A 17,195-nucleotide genomic window follows, 5' to 3' on the forward strand; every position below is an offset into this window, starting at 1 on the left:
CGCTGCCCAGGGCCGGGGTCAGCCGTCGTGCCTCACGCCCGGGCGAGCCGGAGCGTGAGCAGCTGGAAGGGGCGCAGCTCGACCAGGACGTCGTCGCCGTCCACCCGTACCTCCGCCGCGTCCCGCGGCCGTTCCAGCAGGTCGCAGAGCCGGGCGCCGGCGAGCGCGAAGCCGGCGGTGAGCCGGGTGCGGGCGCGCCCGCCCCGGGACTCGTAGAGGCGGACGACGACGTCGCCGCTGCCGTCGTCGGCGAGCTTCACCGCGCTCAGGACGACGGACTCGTCGGCGACTCCCACGAGCGGCGGCACGTCGGCGCCGCCGGGCACGCGCCGCTCGGGCAGGTTGATCCGGTAGCCCTCGCGGACCGCGTCGCCCACGCTCGCGCCGGGCACGAGGGCGTGCCGGAAGCGGTGCACGCCCTGGTCGGTGTGCGGGTCGGGGAAGCGGGGGGCGCGCAGCAGGGAGGCGCGGACGGTGGTCGTGGTGCCGCCGTCCTGGGGCCGTACGGTGCGGGTGACGTCGTGGCCGTACGTCGAGGCGGTGACGAGGGAGACGCCCCAGCCGGGTTCCTCGAAGTGGACGAACTTGTGGTTGCAGGCCTCGAACTTGGCCGCTTCCCAGCTGGTGTTGGTGTGGGTGGGCCGGTGCAGGTGCCCGAACTGGGTCTCGGCGGCGTAGCGGTCGGTGTGCAGGTCGAGGGGGAACGCGGCCTTGAGGAACTTCTCGGTCTCGTGCCAGTCCACCTCGGTGTCGAGGTCGAGGCGCTTGGCGCCGGCCGTGAGGGTGAGGGTCTGGATCGCCGTCGACGCGCCGAAGGAACGGGTGGCGCGGACCGAGACGGCGTCCGGGGCGTCGGCGGCGACGGTCAGTTCGTCGACGTCCGTGAGGTCGGTGACGGTGTTGCGGTAGAAGCGGTCGACGTCCCAGGCGTCCCACATGTTGGGGAAGTCGGGGTGCAGTTGGAGCAGGTTGGCGGCGGCGCCGGGGGCCACGGTCTCGCGGCCGGTGTCGAGGTCGACGACGGAGGCGACGAGCCCGCGGCCGTCCACGACGACCCGCAGCAGTCCGTTGTCGAGGAGGAAGCCGCCGCCGTCCCGGGGTTCGATCGTGCAGCGGCCGGGGGCGACGGGCAGGGAGTCGGCGCGGCGGGCGCCGCCGGCGGGGACGCCGGAGCGGGTGTGCGGGGCGCTGTTGAAGACGATCTCGGCGTCCCCGTGTCCGGCGAGGGCGCGCTGGGAGCGGTCGACGATCGCGGTGAGTTCCCCGGCGACGGCGGCGTAGGTGCGTTCGGCCTCGCGGTGCACCCAGGCGATGGACGAGCCGGGCAGGATGTCGTGGAACTGGTGCAGCAGCACCGTCTTCCAGATGCGGTCCACCTCGGCGTAGGGATAGGGAAGTCCGGCCCGTACGGCGGCGGTCGAGGCCCACAGTTCGGCCTCGCGCAGCAGGTTCTCGCTCGCCCGGTTGCCCTGCTTGGTGCGGGCCTGGCTGGTGAGGGTCGCCCGGTGCAGCTCCAGGTACAACTCCCCTACCCACACGGGTGGTTCGGGGTACTCGGCCTGGGCCTTGGCGAAGAACTCGGCAGGCCGCTCCCAGCGCACCCGGGCGGAGCCCTCCAGATCACGCAGCCGCGCCGCCTTGGCGATCATCTCGCGGGTGGTGCCGCCGCCTCCGTCGCCCCAGCCGGTGGGCGCGAGGGAGTGCGAGGCGCGTCCCTTGTCCTTGAAGTTGCGTGCGGCGTGCGCGATCTCCTTGCCCCGCATCGAGCAGTTGTAGGTGTCGATCGGCGGGAAGTGGGTGTAGATCCGGGTGCCGTCGACGCCCTCCCACCAGAAGGTGTGGTGCGGGAAGGAGTTGACCTGACTCCAGGAGATCTTCTGCGTGAGCAGCCATTTCGAGCCGGCCTCCTTGATGATCTGCGGGAGTCCGCCGGCGAAGCCGAAGGTGTCGGGCAGCCAGGCCTCCTGGTTCTCGACGCCGAACTCGTCGAGGAAGAAGCGCTTTCCGTGCACGAACTGACGGGCCATCGCCTCCGAGGACGGCATGTTGGTGTCGGACTCGACCCACATGCCGCCGGCCGGGACGAAGCGCCCCTCGGCGACCGCCTTCTTCACCCGGGCGTACACCTCGGGCCGGTGCTCCTTGATCCACGCGTACTGCTGCGCCTGGGACATCGTGTAGACGAAGTCCGGCTGGTCCTCCAGGAGGGCGGTCATGTTCGCGGTGGTCCGCGCCACCTTCCGTACGGTCTCGCGCAGCGGCCACAGCCAGGCCGAGTCGATGTGGGCGTGGCCCACGGCGCTGATGCGGTGTGCGGAGGGTTCGGCGGGCGAGGCGAGGACGCCGGCCAGTTCGGCGCGGGCCGCGGCGGCGGTGCCGTTGACGTCCTGCAGGTCGACGGCGTCCAGGGCCCGTTCGACGGCGCGCAGGAGGTCCCAGCGGCGGGCGCCCTCGACGGGCAGCTCGGCCATGAGCTCGCCGAGCACCTCCAGGTCGGTGACGAGCTCCCACACGGTCTCGTCGAAGACGGCGAGGTCCATGCGGGCGAGCCGGTACTGGGGCCGGTCGCCGGCGGTCTCCTTCTCGCCGAGCTCGGTGGGCAGGAAGGGGTGGTAGTCGAGGATCACCGGGTTGGACGCGGCCTCGACGTGCAGCAGCACCTCCTCGCCGCCGACCGCGGGTGCGGCGATGCGCACCCACTGGTTGCGCGGGTGGACGCCCTTCACGGGGCTGCCGTCGGGGCGGTAGACCAGGCCCTCGCACTGGAAGCCGGGCATGTTGGCGTCGAAGCCCAGGTCGATCAGCGCCTCGACGGTCCGGCCGGCCCACTCCTCGGGCACGGTGCCGGAGACGGTGAGCCAGCTCGTCCCCCAGGGAGCGCCCCAGGCGTCACCGACGGCGATGGGCGTACGGGGCGCGGCGATGCCCTCGGCGACCGGCACGGGTTCGCCGGGTGCCGCCCAGATGCCCACGTCGAGCGGGACGGACTGCGGGTGGACGGCGGGTCGGATGCGTTCGTCGAGGACCCGCTTGAGCCGTGACTCGACGAGGCTGCGGTCGTCATGCATGCGGAACTCTCCCAGGGGCGGGGGGCACGGGGGGTCGGGGTCAGCCGCGCGGGGCGGCGCCGGGTCCGTCGGGGGTGACGAGCTCGGTGATGCCGCGGACGGCGAGGTGTGCGGGATCGTCGGCTCGGGCCGCGAGGACGACGGCGGGGCGGGCCCCGTCCGCGGCGAGCCGCATGAACGCCTCGAAGTACGGACCGCCCGGGCCGCACGCGGAGCGTCCGGCCGCGTCGTCCGCGAGGTCGACGACGAGCGCCGTGCTCCGGGGCGCCGGGCTCGGGTGCGCCTTCCGGGCCTCGGCGACGGCCTCGGCGAGGGCCCTTCCGGCCGGCTTGACCCGACGGTCGTTGGTCAACAGGCCCAGGCTGTATTCCAGTTCGGGGAAGTCGGCGAGCGACCGGTCGACGTCGTGGGAGCACCACCACGTGATACCCCACAGACCGGGGCAGTCGAGCGCGGCGGCGACGGTCGTCCGGGTGAATTCGGCCGCGTGCTCGGGGGCGATGTGCGGGGCGGGGGCACCGACCTCCTGGAGCCAGACCGGGCGCCCGGGGTCCGCCGCCCAGGCCTTGGAGAGCTCGACGAGATACGCGGCGTGCTGTCCGACGGCCACGGACGCGGGGCCGTAGCGCTGTGCGGTGCCGTTGAAGACCCAGGAGTGGACGGCGGTGACGGCGCCGAGGCGGGCCGCGTGGGCGGGCGTGAAGGGGTGGGCGTCGAGGTACCAGGCGGCATCATAGGCGGCGTGCAGGTGGAGGCGCCCGGGGGCGCCCTCCTCGCAGGCGGCGAGCATGCGGCGCAGCCAGGACTCGGCCTGGGCGGGGGTGACGCGGTCGGGGTCGGGGTGGGGGTCGCCGGAGAACTGGTTGATCTCGTTGCCGAGGGTCATGCCGAGGAAGTTCGGCCGGTCCGCGAGGGCGCCGGCGAGGGTGCGCAGGTAGGTGCTCTGGCCGTCGAGGACCTCGGGGTCGGTGAAGAGGTTGCGCCGGTGCCAGGTCTGGGTCCAGGAGGGCAGGAAGTCGAAGCTGGAGAGGTGGCCCTGGAGGCCGTCGACGGCCACGTCGAGGCCGCGTTCGGCGGCGGCGTCGACGAGCTCGCCGAGCTGGTGCAGGGCGCGCGGGCGGATCAGGGTGCGGTTGGGCTGGAAGAGCGGCCAGAGCGGGAAGACGCGGACGTGGTCCAGGCCGAGGGCGGCGACGGAGTCCAGGTCGGCGCGGACGGCGTCGAGGTCGAAGTCGAGCCAGTGGTGGAACCATCCTTGGCTGGGCGTGTAGTTGACGCCGAAACGCGGGGCGCGGTCCTGCTGACGGTTCATCATGGAGAGGTGGCGTTCCTTCGTGAGACGGCGAACGGTGACGTCGGTCATCCCTTGATCGCGCCTTCCTCGACTCCCTTGAAGAAGAAGCGCTGGAGCACCGCGAACACGGCGACGATCGGCAGGAAGGCGATCATGGTGCCGGCGGCGATGAGCCGGGGATTGGCGGAGAACGTGCCGTCGAGGTACTGGAGTCCGACCGTGAGGGTGTACTGGTCGGGGTCGTTGAGCACGATCAGCGGCCACAGGAAGTCGTCCCAGGCGGCGATGAAGGTGAAGATCACGACGACGCTCAGCATGCCCCGGACGTTGGGCAGGCCCACGTGCACGAGCCGCTGCCAGGCGTTGGCGCCGTCGACGAGCGCGGCGGCGTCGAGCTCGGGCGGTACGGCCCGGAAGGCGGTGTACATGAGGAGCACGTTGAGCATCGCGACGGCCCCGGGCAGGGCCACGCCGAGGAGGGTGTCGGTGAGGCCGAGGCTGCGGACGGTCACGTACTGGGAGACGATCGTGACCTCGCCGGGCAGGACCAGGGTGGCGACGAAGAGCCCGAGGGCGAGGCGCGCTCCCCGGAAGCGCAGCCGGGCGAGGGCGAAGCCGGCGAGGGTGGCGCCCACGACGTTCCCGAGGACGGCGACCGCGGCCACGATCAGCGAGTTGGCGGCGTAGGTCCACACCGGCACGGTGTCGGCGACCCGGGCGTAGTTGGCGAGGGTGGGGTCCTCGGGCAGGAAGCCCGGGGTGCGGGACCAGACGTCCTCGCCGGGACCCTTGAGCGAGGTGGACAGCTGCCACAGGAAGGGGCCGATGGTGAGGAGCAGGACGAGGAGGAGGAGCGTGTAGCGCACCGCCTTCTCGGTGGCGGTCGGGGTGCGGCCGGGAGCGCTCATGCCGTCATGCCGCCTTTCGTTCGAGCCGGGCCAGGACGATCATCGGGCCGACGGTGAGGACGAAGAGCAGGACGCTGAGGGCGGAGGCGTAGCCGATGTGCCCGGTGAAGCCGCGGCTGTACATCTGGATGAGCATGACGACCGACATGTCGCGCCCGCCGGGTCCGCCGGTGCCGTTGGAGAGGACGTACAGCTCGGAGAAGATCCGCAGGGCGGACACCGAGATGAGCACGGAGATCAGGAGCATCGCGGGACGGACGCCGGGCAGGGTGACGTGCCAGAAGCGGCGGAGCCGGGAGGCGCCGTCGACGGCGGCGGCCTCGTGGAGTTCGCGGCCGACGTTCCCGAGCGCGGACAGGTAGATGACCATGTAGTAGCCGAGCCCCTTCCACACCGTGAGGGCGATGGCGCTGAGCAGCAGCAGCCAGCGGTCGGTGAGGAAGGAGACGGGCCGGTCGGCGAGGCCGAGCTGGTGGAGCAGGCCGTTGAGCAGGCCCCGTTCGTCGAGCACCCAGCCCCAGACGATGCCGACGACGACGGCGGAGGCGACGACCGGGGTGTAGAACGCGGTGCGGAAGAAGGCGATGCCGGGGAGCTTCTTCTCCACGAGGAGCGCGAGCAGCAGCGGCAGCACGGTGAGCAGGGGCAGGCAGACGAGGAGGTAGAGGACGCTGTTGACGAGGGCGTCCGTCAGCTGGTCGTCGTCCAGGGCCCGCCGGTAGTTGGCGAGGCCGGTGAAGTGTCCTCCGCCGAGCGGCTTGGCGTTGGTGAAGGACAGGATCACCGTGTTGATCGCGGGCCAGAGGTTGAAGACGGCGAGCCAGACCAGTGCGGGACCGGCGAGCAGCCAGGGCGTGAACCAGCGCCGGTGGGTCATGGGAGGCCTTCCGTGGGTGCGGTCCGGTCGGGGTCAGTCCTGGAGGAGCTGGTTGGCGCGGGCGACCGCCGTGTCGAGGGCCTCCTTGGATCCGCTCCGGCCGCTGATGGCGAGGGCGATCTGCTGGTTGACCAGCGTCTTGATCGCGTCGTTGGCCTGGACGGGTTCGAGGACGCGGGCGGAGGCGAGCGAGCGGAAGGCGATGACCTTGGCGTCGCCGGCGTTGCTGCCGTCGCTCCGGCTGAAGAACGGGTCAGCGGCCGAGGCCGTGGTGGAGGGGAAGATGCTGGTCTGGTGGGCGAACGCGGCCTGGTTCTCGGCGTTGGTCACCCAGCGGGCGAGCGCGAGGGCCGCGGCCGGGTTCTTGGAGCCCTTCGGGACGGACAGGCCCTGGACGTACAGCGGCGGGGTGCCCATGGCGGCGGAGGGGACCACCTCGGGGGCGAGGGTCGGGTTGTCGACGGCCAGGCTGGTGATGTAGTTGGCGCCCGCGGTGGTCCAGGCGGCGGTGCCGGAGCTGAAGAGCTTGGTGTTGCCCGCGTAGGTCTCGGTGAGGACGTCCTTGGGCAGCAGGCCCTCTTCGAAGGCCGCGCGGTAGGTGTCGAGGACGGCGGCCGCCGCGGGGGTGTTGAAGGTGAAGGTCTTCCCGTCCGGGGACATGATCGGCACGCCGGCGTTGGCCAGGTCCATCAGGTTGGGCTTGCGGCTCATCAGATACGTCCTGCCGCCGGACCTGGCCTTGACGGTGCGGGCGGCGGCGACGAGCTGGTCGAGCGAGGCCGGGGGCTTCGCGGGGTCGAGGCCGTAGGTGCGGAACAGCTCGCCGTTCCAGTAGTTGACGTCGGTGTTGAGGTACCAGGGGTAGCCGTAGGTGCCGTCGTGACCGGGGAAGCGGTACGCGTCGAGGCCGCCCTTGACGTAGTCGGCGGACGCGGCGGGGTCGGAGGCGGCGATGTCGAGCAGCAGGTTCTGCTTGACGAGCGGCAGGGCGAAGTCCGGCGGCAGGTTGACGACGTCGGGGAGGGTGCCGCCGGCGGACTGGCTGAGGACCTTCTCGTCGTAGCCCTCGCCCGGCTGGTCGAGCCAGTCGACCTCGACGCCCGGGTACTTCTTCTCGAAGCCGGAGATCACGTCCTCCATGTAGGCGGTGAACTTCGGTTTGAGGGCCCAGGTCTGGAGCGAGACCTTGCCCTTGACCTCACCGCCGGTGGCGGCCGGGCCGGGCGCTCCGGAGTCCTCGGCGCCGCCGAGGCCGCAGCCGGCGAGGGTCAGCGCCGCCACGGCGGCGGCGGTCCACCGGGCCCACCGGCTCCTTCGAATGTGTCGCACGAGGGTGTCTCCTTGCTCGGACGTCGCGGGGAAGTACGCGGACCTTGCTTGACTAAACCGCTCTAGCGATGCGGGACTTTGCTCCCGGCTAAACTCCGGTGTCAAGAGAGCGTGCGGAAACGCGCAGGACGAGGGAGCGCCCGGTGGCCAGACCGACCATCGCCGACATCGCCAGGGAGGCGGGTGTCTCCAAGGGCGCCGTCTCCTTCGCGCTCAACGGGCGTCCGGGCGTCAGCGAGGCGACCCGGGAGCGCATCCTGCGGGTGGCCGAGCGGATGAACTGGCGCCCGCACAGCGCCGCCCGCGCCCTGGGCGGGGCACGGGCCGGTGCCGTCGGCCTGGTCCTCGCCCGGCCCGCGCGCACCATCGGGCTCGAACCCTTCTTCAGCCAGCTGCTGTCGGGGCTGCAGGCCGCGCTCTCCACCCGCGGCACGGCCCTGCAGCTGCTGGTCGTCGAGGACACGGCGGCCGAGATCCAGGTCTACCGGCGCTGGACCTCCGAGCACCGGGTGGACGGCTTCGTCCTGGTCGACCTCCAGGTGCGCGACCCGCGCATCCCGGTCCTGGAGGAGCTCGGCGTGCCGACCGTGGTCCTCGGCGGACCGGGACGGCACGGGCGGCTGCCCGCCGTCTGGGCCGACGACCGCGAGGCGATGACCTCGATCGTGGAGTACCTGGCGGCCCTCGGGCACCGCCGGATCGCCCATCTCGCGGGACTGCCCTCCTTCCAGCACACGCAGCGCCGGATCCGGGCGGTGCGCGACGCGGCGCGCCGGCTCGGCCTCGACGAGGCCGTGTCCGTGCCGACGGACTTCAGCGACGCCGAGGGCGCCGCCGCGACCCGCGCACTGCTGGCCCGGCCGGGACGGCGGCGGCCGACGGCGCTCGTGTACGACAGCGACGTGATGGCCGTGGCGGGCCTCGGGGTCGCCACGGAGATGGGCGTCGCGGTGCCCGGCGAGGTGTCGATCGTGTCGTTCGACGACTCGGCGCTCGCCCGGATCGTCCACCCCTCGCTCACCGCGCTCTCCCGTGACACCTTCGCCCTGGGCGAGCAGGTGGCCACGGCCCTGCTCGGCGTGATCGACGACCCGTCGTCGGCGCAGGACGTCAAGAACCCGACCCCCCGCCTGACGGTCCGCGAGAGCACGGCGGCCCCTGCCACCGGCAGGACCGCGGCGCCGATGCCCTCTTGACCCGTCCGCTAAAGCCCTTTAGCCTCCGCACCGGACGACACCCGCACCATCGCGCCACCGGCACCACCAGCCCCTTCCCCCCTCTGCTGGACCGGAGCTCCGATGAGACGACCCCTGCACCTCCTGCTGGCCGCGGCACTGTCCGCGGCGGCGCTCGGCCTCGCCGCCACGCCGAGCGCATCGGCCTTCGACAGCGCGACCGACAACGCGTCCGACAACGTTGTCGCCGACACCGCGGGCACCCAGCCGCACGCCTCGTACTGGTACCCGAACACGATTCTGGACTGGGACCCCGCCACCGACCCCGACGCCCGGTTCAACCGCTCCCGCGTGCCGCTGCGGGCCCGCGTCTCCGATCCCGCGCTGAAGGCGAACGCCAACGCCCGCGCGGGCGAGGGCAAGGTCGTGTCCCTGGTGTCCTTCGGGCCGACCTCGAACAACCCCTCCCAGGGCTCGCTCGATCCGCGCTACTACGCCTTCGGGCACTGGCAGTACGTCGACAAGCTGGTCTTCTGGGGCGGTTCGGCCGGCGAGGGCCTGATCCTCGCGCCGAATCCCACCGTGATCGACGCGGCCCACCGCAACGGCGTGAAGGTGTACGGCACGGTGTTCTTCCCGCCGACCGCGTACGGCGGCCAGATCCAGTGGGTGCGCGACTTCGTCCAGAAGTCCGGCACCCGCTACCCCGTCGCCGACAAACTGGCCCAGGTCGCGCGGCACTACGGATTCGACGGCTGGTTCGTCAACCAGGAGACCGCCGGCGGCGACACCGCCCTCGCGACCGAGATGCGCAACACCCTGCGCTACGCCCGCTCGCTCGGCCCCGTCGAGTTCATGTGGTACGACGCGATGACCGAGTCGGGCTCCGTCAGCTGGCAGGACGCGCTCACCAACGCCAACGACGCCTTCCTCCAGGAGGGTTCGCAGCGCACCAGCGACGCGATGTTCCTCGACTTCGGCTGGGGCGCCTCCGCCCTGGACTCCTCCCGCACCCTCGCCCGGTCCCTCGGGCGGAGCGAGTACGAGCTGTTCGCCGGCGTGGACACCGAGGCCAACGGCTACGACACGAGCGTCCCGTGGAGCGCCGTCTTCCCGGCCGGCCGGCCGCACACCACCTCGCTCGGCCTGTACCGCCCCGAGTGGACCCACAACTCCTCGACGGACCGGGCCGATTCGTACGCGCGCGAGGCGCGCTACTGGGACGGCGCCAACGGCGACCCCTCGAACACGACGACCACGTCGTCCTGGAAGGGCCTCGCCGGCTACGTCGCGGAGTCGTCCCCGGTCACCGCCAAGCCCTTCGTGACCTCCTTCGACGCCGGCCAGGGCGACTTCTACCACTCCGGCGGTGCGAGGGTCTCCACCAGCGGCTGGAACAACCTCTCGCTGCAGGACGTGCCGCCGACCTACCGCTGGCTGGTCGAGTCCTCCGGCACGAAGCTGAAGCCCTCGCTCGACTTCACCGACGCCTACGAGGGCGGCTCCGCCCTCCGGCTCACCGGCGCCCTGGACGCGGTGAACACCGTCCGGCTGTACCAGTCGCGGCTGCCGGTGGCGACCGACACCAAGCTGTCCGTGGTCGTGAAGACCCCGGCCGCCGGACCGACCCGGCTCAGGGCCGCGGTGTCGTTCACCGACTCCCCGACCACGTTCACCACCCTCGACCTCGGCTCCACCACGACGTCGGGCTGGGAGCGCAGGACGCTCGACCTGTCCGCGTACGCCGGGCGCACCGTCGCGCAGATCGGCCTCCAGACCACCGGCACGGCCGCCTCGTACGACATCAAGGTCGGCCAACTCGCCCTGTACGACGGCACGGTGGACGTACCCTCGGCCCCGACGGCGCCCACCGTGCTCGGCACGACGGACACCGGCGCCACGAGCAGGTCGCTGCGGATGGCCTGGACGGCCTCGACCACCGGGGACGTGCACCACTACGAGGTGTACCGCCGCAATCCCGACGGCAGCCGCACCTTCCTCGGCGCCACGCCCAACGACAGCTACTTCGTGCCGAAGCTCGACCGGGTCGGCACCGAGACGAGCACGACGCTCGACGTGGAGGCCGTCTCCACGGAGTACGGCCGCTCGTCCGCCGCGAGCACCACGGTGACCTGGTCGGCGGCCACCGAGGCCAACCTGGCCCTGAACCGGCCGGCGACCGCCTCCGGGCAGTGCAACACGAGCGAGACGGCGGCCAAGGCCGTCAACGGGAGCGTCTCCGGCGGCAACGGCGACAAGTGGTGCACGCTGACGGGCACCAAATGGCTGGAGGTGGACCTCGGCGCGCCCCGCGCCCTCAACCGCATCGTGGTGAAGCACGCGGCGGCGGGCGGCGAGAGCGCGAGCTGGAACACCCGGGACTTCACCGTCGAGGTCCGCGACAGCGCGACCGCCCCGTGGACCACTGCCGTGACCGTCACCGGCAACACGGCGGCGACCACGACCCACCCGGTCTCCGTCACCGCCCGCTACGTGCGTCTGTCGATCACCAGGCCCACGCAGACGACGGATCCCGCGGCCCGTGTCTACGAGTTCGAGGCCTGGGGCTCGTAGCCGGGCGGACGCGGGCCCAGGTGCGTCCGCTCGTAGCCGGGCGGACGCGGGCCCGGGTGCGTCCCGCCCGTCGGCTTCCGGCGGCGGACCGGCCGGGCGGGCGGACGCGACACGGTGCGCGTCCGCCCGTCGGCGTCCGGTCGCGCCGGGGCCTGGTCCCCTGGCCGTCTGCCGTGGTCGGATGGGGCGCATGACTGCCCTGAGCCGTCCTTACACGGACGAATGCCGGAACGGGAACACGGGCTTACGGGACGCGGTCGCGCGCGCCGCGTTCCCGCCGGCCTTCGACGAGGCGTGGCGGCGCCATCTGCTGCCCCGGCCCTGGTTCGTGCCGGAGGCCGAGACGCGGGAGTTCGCCCGGGACCTGCAGGGTCTGTTCGAGCTGCTCGTCTCGCTCCCGGACCGGCTCTTCGACGGCGACGCCGAGCGGTACGCGAAGGAGCTCGGCCTCGACCCGCGGCACGCCGCCCTGCTGCGGCGGTGCGCCGACGGACGTCCGGCGCTGCTGGGCCGGGCCGACGCGTACCACGACGGCACCCGCTACCGGCTCCTGGAGTTCAACCTCGGCAGTGAGGTCGGGGGCATGGACATGGGCGTGGCCAACGCGGGCCTGCTGCGGGTCGGGGAGTTCGCCGCCTTCGCCGCCCGGCACGGACTCGGTCACGTGGACACCGCGGCGCTGCTCGCCGAGGACCTGCGCGAGCGGGCCCGGCCCGCGCTGTCGGGCGGCGGGGCGGAACCGGTGATCGGGCTCGTCGAGGGCAACGGAGGCATCGGGCCGTACGGGACGCTGATGCGGGCCTTCCAGGAGGCGATGGCCGCGCAGGGGCTCGACCTGCGGATCGGCGAGGTCGGCGACGTACGCCCCCGGTCCGACGGGAAGCTGACGCTGGACGGTGCCCCGCTCGATCTGGTGCTGCGCAACTTCGGGGCGCGTCAGCTGCTCGACGACCCGGCGGGTCCGGAGGTCGCCGAGCACCTGTTCCGCGCGCACGACGCCGGCCGGACCGTGCTGTACACGTCGTTGGAGAGCGGTCTGTACGCGCACAAGAACGCGCTCGCCCTGCTGTCCGACCCGCACTGGGCCGCGGCCTTCGACTCCGCCGAGCGGGCCCTGGTGGACCGGGTCCTGCCGTGGAGCCGGACGCTGGGCCGCACGGCGGCGCCGGCGCTGCTCGACACGTGCCGGGAACGCCGGGAACACCTGATCCTCAAGCCCGGCGCCGGGCACGGCGGCTTCGACACCTTCGTCGGCTGGGAGTGCGACGACGCGGAGTGGCGCCGGGCGCTGGCGGTCGCCACGGACCACGGCTACCTGGCCCAGGAGAGGGTGGTGCCGCGGCCCGAGCCGGTGCTCGACCCGGCGACGGGCCAGGTCGAGGACTGGATCGCGGCCGTGGGCCTCTTCCTCACCTCGCGGGGGTACGCGGGCGCGCACGCGCGGGCCAACCGGGTGGACGGGGGTGCGATCGTCGGGATGAGCGGCAACCCCGGCACCCGCATGGCCTGCGTGTTCTCCCACCTCTGAGCCGCCTTTCCGCGACCGGCGCCGGACGTCAGCCGTCCGGTTCGGCGACCCGCCGCAGCAGACCGTGCAGGACGGTCCGCTCGTCCTCCGACAGGGGGGCGAGCAGGCCGTCGGTGACGCGGCGGCTGGTGCGGTCGGTGTCCTTGAGGAAGCCGCGGCCGGCATCGGTGAGGACGACGATCCGGCTGCGCCGGTCGCCGGGCGCGGGACGCCGTTCCACGAGTCCGAGGCGTGCGAGATCGTCGACGAGGCCGACGATGGCGCTGGGGTCGTACCCGAGCCGGGAGCTCAACTCACGCTGCAGCGCGCCCTCGACGGTGGCCAGGTAGCGCAGCAGCGCGTAGTGGCGCAGCCGCAGCCCGGACTCCTGGAGTGCCGCGTTGAAGAGCTGCCCCGAGCGCAGCCCGAGGCGGTAGAGCAGATAGCCGGTGTCGGAGTGCAGTCCGAGCATCCATGGTTCGTCCCTGTCGTCCATGGCACCAGCATGCCGCAGGAACGGTGAGGAGAACAACTATTGACGTCAACAATGATTGGCCCTAGCTTCCCTTCAGCGGATCGTCGCCGATCGAGCTCACGCTCTCCCGTCCGCTCCTCCCCGTCTCCCGAAGGGACCCTCATGTCGCACCCGTCCACCGTCGACCTCACCGGCAAGGTCGCCGTCGTCACCGGCTCCGGCCGGGGACTCGGCCTCGCCTACGCCTCCGCACTCGCCGCCGCGGGCGCCCGCGTCGTCGTCAACGACCTCGACGAGGAGGTCGCCCGGCGGGCCGTCGACACGATCGTCGAGGCCGGCGGCCAGGCCGTCGCCGAGGCAGTGGCGGTCGGCACCGCCGAGGCCGCCGACCGGCTCATCGCCCGCGCCGTGGACGCCTTCGGCCGGCTCGACGTCCTCGTCACCAACGCCGGCATCCTGCGCGACCGCGTCCTGTGGAAGATGACCGACGACGACTTCGACGCCGTCGTCACCACCCACCTCAAGGGCACGTTCACCTGCGCCCGCGCCGCCGCCGTCCGCATGCGCGAGCAGGGCGAGGGCGGCCGGCTGATCCTCATCGGCTCCCCGGCGGGCCAGCGCGGCAACTTCGGCCAGACCAACTACGCGGCCGCCAAGGCCGGCATCGCCGCCATGGCCCGCACCTGGTCCATGGAGCTGGCCAAGGCCGACATCACCGTCAACGCCGTCGTCCCGGTGGCCGCCACCGCGATGACCGAGACGATCCCGGCCTTCGCCCCGTACGTCGAAGCGATGAAGCGGGGCGAGCCGCTGCCCGCGTTCCTTCGCCAGGGCGAGGGCTTCGGCACCCCCGAGGACTGCGCGGCCCTCGTGCCCTTCCTCGCCTCGGACGCCGCCCGCGGGATCACCGGCCAGTGCATCGGGATCGGCGGGGACCGGCTCGCCCTGTGGTCCCACCCGCGGGAGGTGGCCACCGCCTACGCCGACGGCGGCTGGACCCCGGACGCCATCGCCGCCGCCTGGCACACCTCGGTGGGCCGCGAGCCGCAGACCGTCGGCATCCCCGCGCCCCAGGTCCCGGAGGCCCGATGACCACCATCGACGTGGACCGGCTCGACGCGATCGACGTCCACACCCACTGCGAGGTCTCCGCCCGCGGCCACGCCTCGCTCTCCGAGGACCTGCACGCCGCCTCCGGCGCGTACTTCAAGGTCGAGGGCGAGCGGAAGCCCACCCTGGAGGAGATGGCCGCCTACTACCGGGAGCGGCGGATGGCGGCGGTGGTCTTCACCGTGGACGCCGCACACGCCACCGGCACCGAGCCGATCCCCAACGAGGAGATCGCCGAGGCCGCTGCGGCCCACCCCGACGTGCTCATCCCCTTCGCCTCGATCGACCCCTTCCGGGGGAAGGCCGGGGTGCGGCAGGCCCGTCGGCTCGTCGAGGACCACGGGGTCCGGGGCTTCAAGTTCCACCCCAGCATCCAGGGCTTCTTCCCGAACGACCGGCTCGCGTACGGGCTGTACGAGGTCATGGAGGAGACCGGCGCCATCGCCCTCTTCCACACCGGTCAGACCGGCATCGGCGCGGGCGTCCCCGGCGGGGGCGGCATCCGCCTCAAGTACTCCAACCCGCTGCACGTCGACGACGTCGCCGCCGACTTCCCGCACCTGAAGATCATCCTGGCGCACCCGTCGTTCCCCTGGCAGGACGAGGCCCTGGCCGTGGCCACCCACAAACCGGGCGTGCACATCGACCTGTCCGGCTGGTCGCCGAAGTACTTCCCGCCGCAGCTCGTGCAGTACGCCAACACGCTCCTCAGGGACAAGGTGCTGTTCGGCTCCGACTACCCGGTCCTCAGCCCCGACCGCTGGCTGGCCGACTTCGCCAAGCTGCCGATCAAGGACGAGGTCCGACCCAAGATCCTCAAGGAGAACGCCGCCCGGCTGCTCGGCCTGACCGACACCCCCGCCTGAAAGGGCCCGTGATGCGCAACGAGGGACTGGGGTCGTGGCCCGCACGCCGGGCCCGCAAGACCCCGCACCGTACCGCCCTGATCCACGGCTCCGACACCGTCACCTACGGCGAACTGCACGAACGCACCACCCGGCTGGCCCACGCCCTGCGCGCGGCCGGCGTCCGGCGCGGCGACCGGGTCGCCTACCTCGGCCCCAACCATCCGGCCTTCCTGGAGGGCCTGTTCGCCGCCGGAATCCTGGGCGCGGTGTTCGTGCCGCTCAACACCCGGCTCGCCGCGCCCGAGATCGCGTACCAGCTGACCGACTCGGGGAGCGGCGTGCTGCTCCACTCCCCCGAACTCCGCGCGTCGGCAGTGGAGTCGGGCGTGGCGCGGACCGTCGTCGAAGTGGGCGGCGCGGCGTACGAGGAGCTGCTGGCCGGCGCCTCCACTGCGCCGATCGACGAGGCCGTCTCGCCCGACGACGTCTGCGTCATCATGTACACCTCGGGGACGACGGGCCGTCCCAAGGGCGCGATGCTCACCCACGGCAACATCGTCTGGAACGCGGTGAACGTCCTGGTCGACCATGATCTGGTCGCCGACGAGACCGCCCTGGTGTCCGCCCCGCTGTTCCACACCGGCGGCCTGAACATGCTGGCCCTGCCCGTGCTGCTCAAGGGCGGCACGTGCGTGCTCGTCCCGTCCTTCGAGCCGGGCGGCACCCTCGATCTGATCGAACGGCACGGCGTGACCTTCATGTTCGGGGTGCCGACCATGTTCGACCTGGTGGCCCGCCATCCGCGCTGGGGCTCGGCCGACCTGTCGAGCCTGCGCCTGCTCAACTGCGGCGGCGCTCCCGTGCCGAGCACGCTCATCGCGGCGTACCAGGAGCGGGGACTCACCTTCTGCCAGGGCTACGGCATGACGGAGGCCTCCCCCGGCGCGCTGTTCCTCGACGCGGAACACGCCCTCGCGAAGGCCGGGTCCGCGGGAGTGCCGCACTTCTTCACCGACGTACGGGTCGTGCGCCCGGACCTGACTCCGGCGGCGGTGGGCGAGCCCGGCGAGGTGCTGGTCAGCGGCCCGAACGTGATGGCCGGCTACTGGGGGCTGCCCGAGGAGACGGCGGCGGCGTTCGTGGACGGATGGTTCCGCAGCGGGGACGCGGCCCGGGTCGACGCCGACGGCCACGTGACCATCGTCGACCGCTTCAAGGACATGATCATCTCGGGTGGCGAGAACGTCTACCCGGCCGAGGTGGAGGACGCCCTGCTCGCCCACCCCGACGTCGCCGAGTGCGCGGTGATCGGCGTGCCCGACGAGAAGTGGGGCGAGGTCGCCCGGGCGGTCGTCGTCGTCCGCGACGGAAGCGCACCGGACCCCGCCGGGATCCTCGCGTCGCTGGGCGGGCGCCTCGCGAAGTACAAGATCCCGAAGTCCGTCGTACTCGTCGACGCACTGCCCCGGACCGCGTCCGGGAAGCTCCTCAAGCACCAACTCCGTGCCCGGTACGGCACCTCCGACTGACCCCCGTACGCACTTCGAGAAGGGACACCCCATGAGCATCACCGTCGACGGCATCGACGCGCTGAAGAAGCTGGCCGGCAGCGAGCTGGGCACCAGCGAGTGGATCGAGGTCACGCAGGAGCGCATCGACGGCTTCGCCGACGCGACGGGCGACCACCAGTGGATCCACGTGGACGTGGCGCGGGCGGAGGAGGGTCCCTTCGGCGCCCCCATCGCGCACGGCTATCTGACCCTGTCCCTCTTCATCCCGCTCTTCACCGAACTGCTGGACGTCCAGGGGGTCACCACCAAGGTCAACTACGGCCTGGACAAGGTGCGTTTCCCCACCCCGGTGAAGGTGGGGTCGCGCCTGCGCCTCGGCGCCCGGCTGGCCTCGGTCGAGGACGTCCCCGGCGGCGTCCAGATCGCGGTCGACGGCACCATCGAGATCGAGGGCGCCCCGAAGCCGGCCTGCGTGCTGCGCAGCCTGTCGCGGTTCTACGCCTGAGCCGTGTCCGGTCC

At 72.4% G+C, this 17,195-nt stretch carries 13 protein-coding genes; 7 read left to right on the forward strand and 6 right to left on the reverse strand.

What is annotated here, in order from left to right:
- Positions 1-32 precede the first annotated feature (32 nt).
- Genes AB0M16_RS25860 through AB0M16_RS25880 form a run of 5 tightly spaced genes read right to left on the reverse strand, consistent with a single transcriptional unit; the run spans position 33 to position 7,476 of the window.
- Positions 33-3,068 carry a glycoside hydrolase family 38 C-terminal domain-containing protein gene (locus AB0M16_RS25860; RefSeq protein ID WP_365346847.1) on the reverse strand — a complete coding sequence of 1,012 codons (3,036 nt, stop codon included), beginning with the start codon at positions 3,066-3,068 and terminating at the stop codon, positions 33-35.
- A gap of 40 nt (positions 3,069-3,108) precedes the next feature.
- Positions 3,109-4,380, reverse strand: coding sequence for a glycosyl hydrolase (locus AB0M16_RS25865; RefSeq protein WP_365347081.1), 1,272 nt, complete (start codon positions 4,378-4,380; stop codon positions 3,109-3,111).
- A 47-nt stretch (positions 4,381-4,427) separates the two neighbouring features.
- The gene (locus AB0M16_RS25870) at positions 4,428-5,270 is read right to left on the reverse strand and encodes a carbohydrate ABC transporter permease (protein WP_365346849.1); all 843 of its coding nucleotides are present in this window, start codon (positions 5,268-5,270) and stop codon (positions 4,428-4,430) included.
- A 4-nt stretch (positions 5,271-5,274) separates the two neighbouring features.
- Positions 5,275-6,147, reverse strand: a complete 873-nt coding sequence (locus tag AB0M16_RS25875) for a sugar ABC transporter permease (RefSeq protein ID WP_365346851.1) — start codon at positions 6,145-6,147, stop codon at positions 5,275-5,277.
- Positions 6,148-6,180: 33 nt separating this feature from the next.
- Complete coding sequence (locus AB0M16_RS25880) at positions 6,181-7,476, reverse strand: extracellular solute-binding protein (protein WP_365346853.1); 1,296 nt, start codon at positions 7,474-7,476, stop codon at positions 6,181-6,183.
- Positions 7,477-7,619: 143 nt separating this feature from the next.
- On the opposite strand from AB0M16_RS25880, the gene AB0M16_RS25885 reads away from it, so the two are divergent.
- The 3 genes from AB0M16_RS25885 (at position 7,620) to AB0M16_RS25895 (ending at position 12,753) form a co-directional block, all read left to right on the forward strand.
- The gene (locus AB0M16_RS25885) at positions 7,620-8,672 is read left to right on the forward strand and encodes a LacI family DNA-binding transcriptional regulator (RefSeq protein WP_365346855.1); all 1,053 of its coding nucleotides are present in this window, start codon (positions 7,620-7,622) and stop codon (positions 8,670-8,672) included.
- Between the two features lie 102 nt (positions 8,673-8,774).
- Positions 8,775-11,225: a discoidin domain-containing protein gene (locus AB0M16_RS25890; RefSeq protein WP_365346858.1), complete on the forward strand. Its 2,451-nt coding sequence runs from the start codon at positions 8,775-8,777 to the stop codon at positions 11,223-11,225.
- 190 nt (positions 11,226-11,415) lie between these two features.
- Positions 11,416-12,753 carry a hypothetical protein gene (locus tag AB0M16_RS25895; RefSeq protein WP_365346860.1) on the forward strand — a complete coding sequence of 446 codons (1,338 nt, stop codon included), beginning with the start codon at positions 11,416-11,418 and terminating at the stop codon, positions 12,751-12,753.
- Between the two features lie 28 nt (positions 12,754-12,781).
- On the opposite strand, the gene AB0M16_RS25900 is transcribed toward AB0M16_RS25895, so the two are convergent.
- On the reverse strand, positions 12,782-13,228 hold the full coding sequence (locus AB0M16_RS25900; protein ID WP_365346862.1) for a MarR family transcriptional regulator: 447 nt from the start codon (positions 13,226-13,228) through the stop codon (positions 12,782-12,784).
- Between the two features lie 141 nt (positions 13,229-13,369).
- Between AB0M16_RS25900 and AB0M16_RS25905 the strand changes: the two genes are divergently transcribed.
- From AB0M16_RS25905 to AB0M16_RS25920, 4 genes are read left to right on the forward strand one after another with little or no spacing between them, the layout of a single operon-like run.
- The gene (locus tag AB0M16_RS25905) at positions 13,370-14,299 is read left to right on the forward strand and encodes an SDR family oxidoreductase (protein ID WP_365346864.1); all 930 of its coding nucleotides are present in this window, start codon (positions 13,370-13,372) and stop codon (positions 14,297-14,299) included.
- 5 nt (positions 14,300-14,304) lie between these two features.
- On the forward strand, positions 14,305-15,183 hold the full coding sequence (locus AB0M16_RS25910; RefSeq protein ID WP_365347083.1) for an amidohydrolase family protein: 879 nt from the start codon (positions 14,305-14,307) through the stop codon (positions 15,181-15,183).
- Positions 15,184-15,194: 11 nt separating this feature from the next.
- Entirely contained in the window at positions 15,195-16,694 is a 1,500-nt protein-coding gene (locus AB0M16_RS25915) for a long-chain fatty acid--CoA ligase (protein WP_365346866.1), read from the forward strand.
- Between the two features lie 31 nt (positions 16,695-16,725).
- Positions 16,726-17,181: a MaoC family dehydratase gene (locus tag AB0M16_RS25920; protein ID WP_365346868.1), complete on the forward strand. Its 456-nt coding sequence runs from the start codon at positions 16,726-16,728 to the stop codon at positions 17,179-17,181.
- The last annotated feature ends 14 nt before the right edge of the window (positions 17,182-17,195 follow it).

Origin of the sequence: Streptomyces sp. NPDC051921 (assembly GCF_040680975.1) — a bacterium.
In the GTDB taxonomy this organism is placed as follows: domain Bacteria; phylum Actinomycetota; class Actinomycetes; order Streptomycetales; family Streptomycetaceae; genus Streptomyces.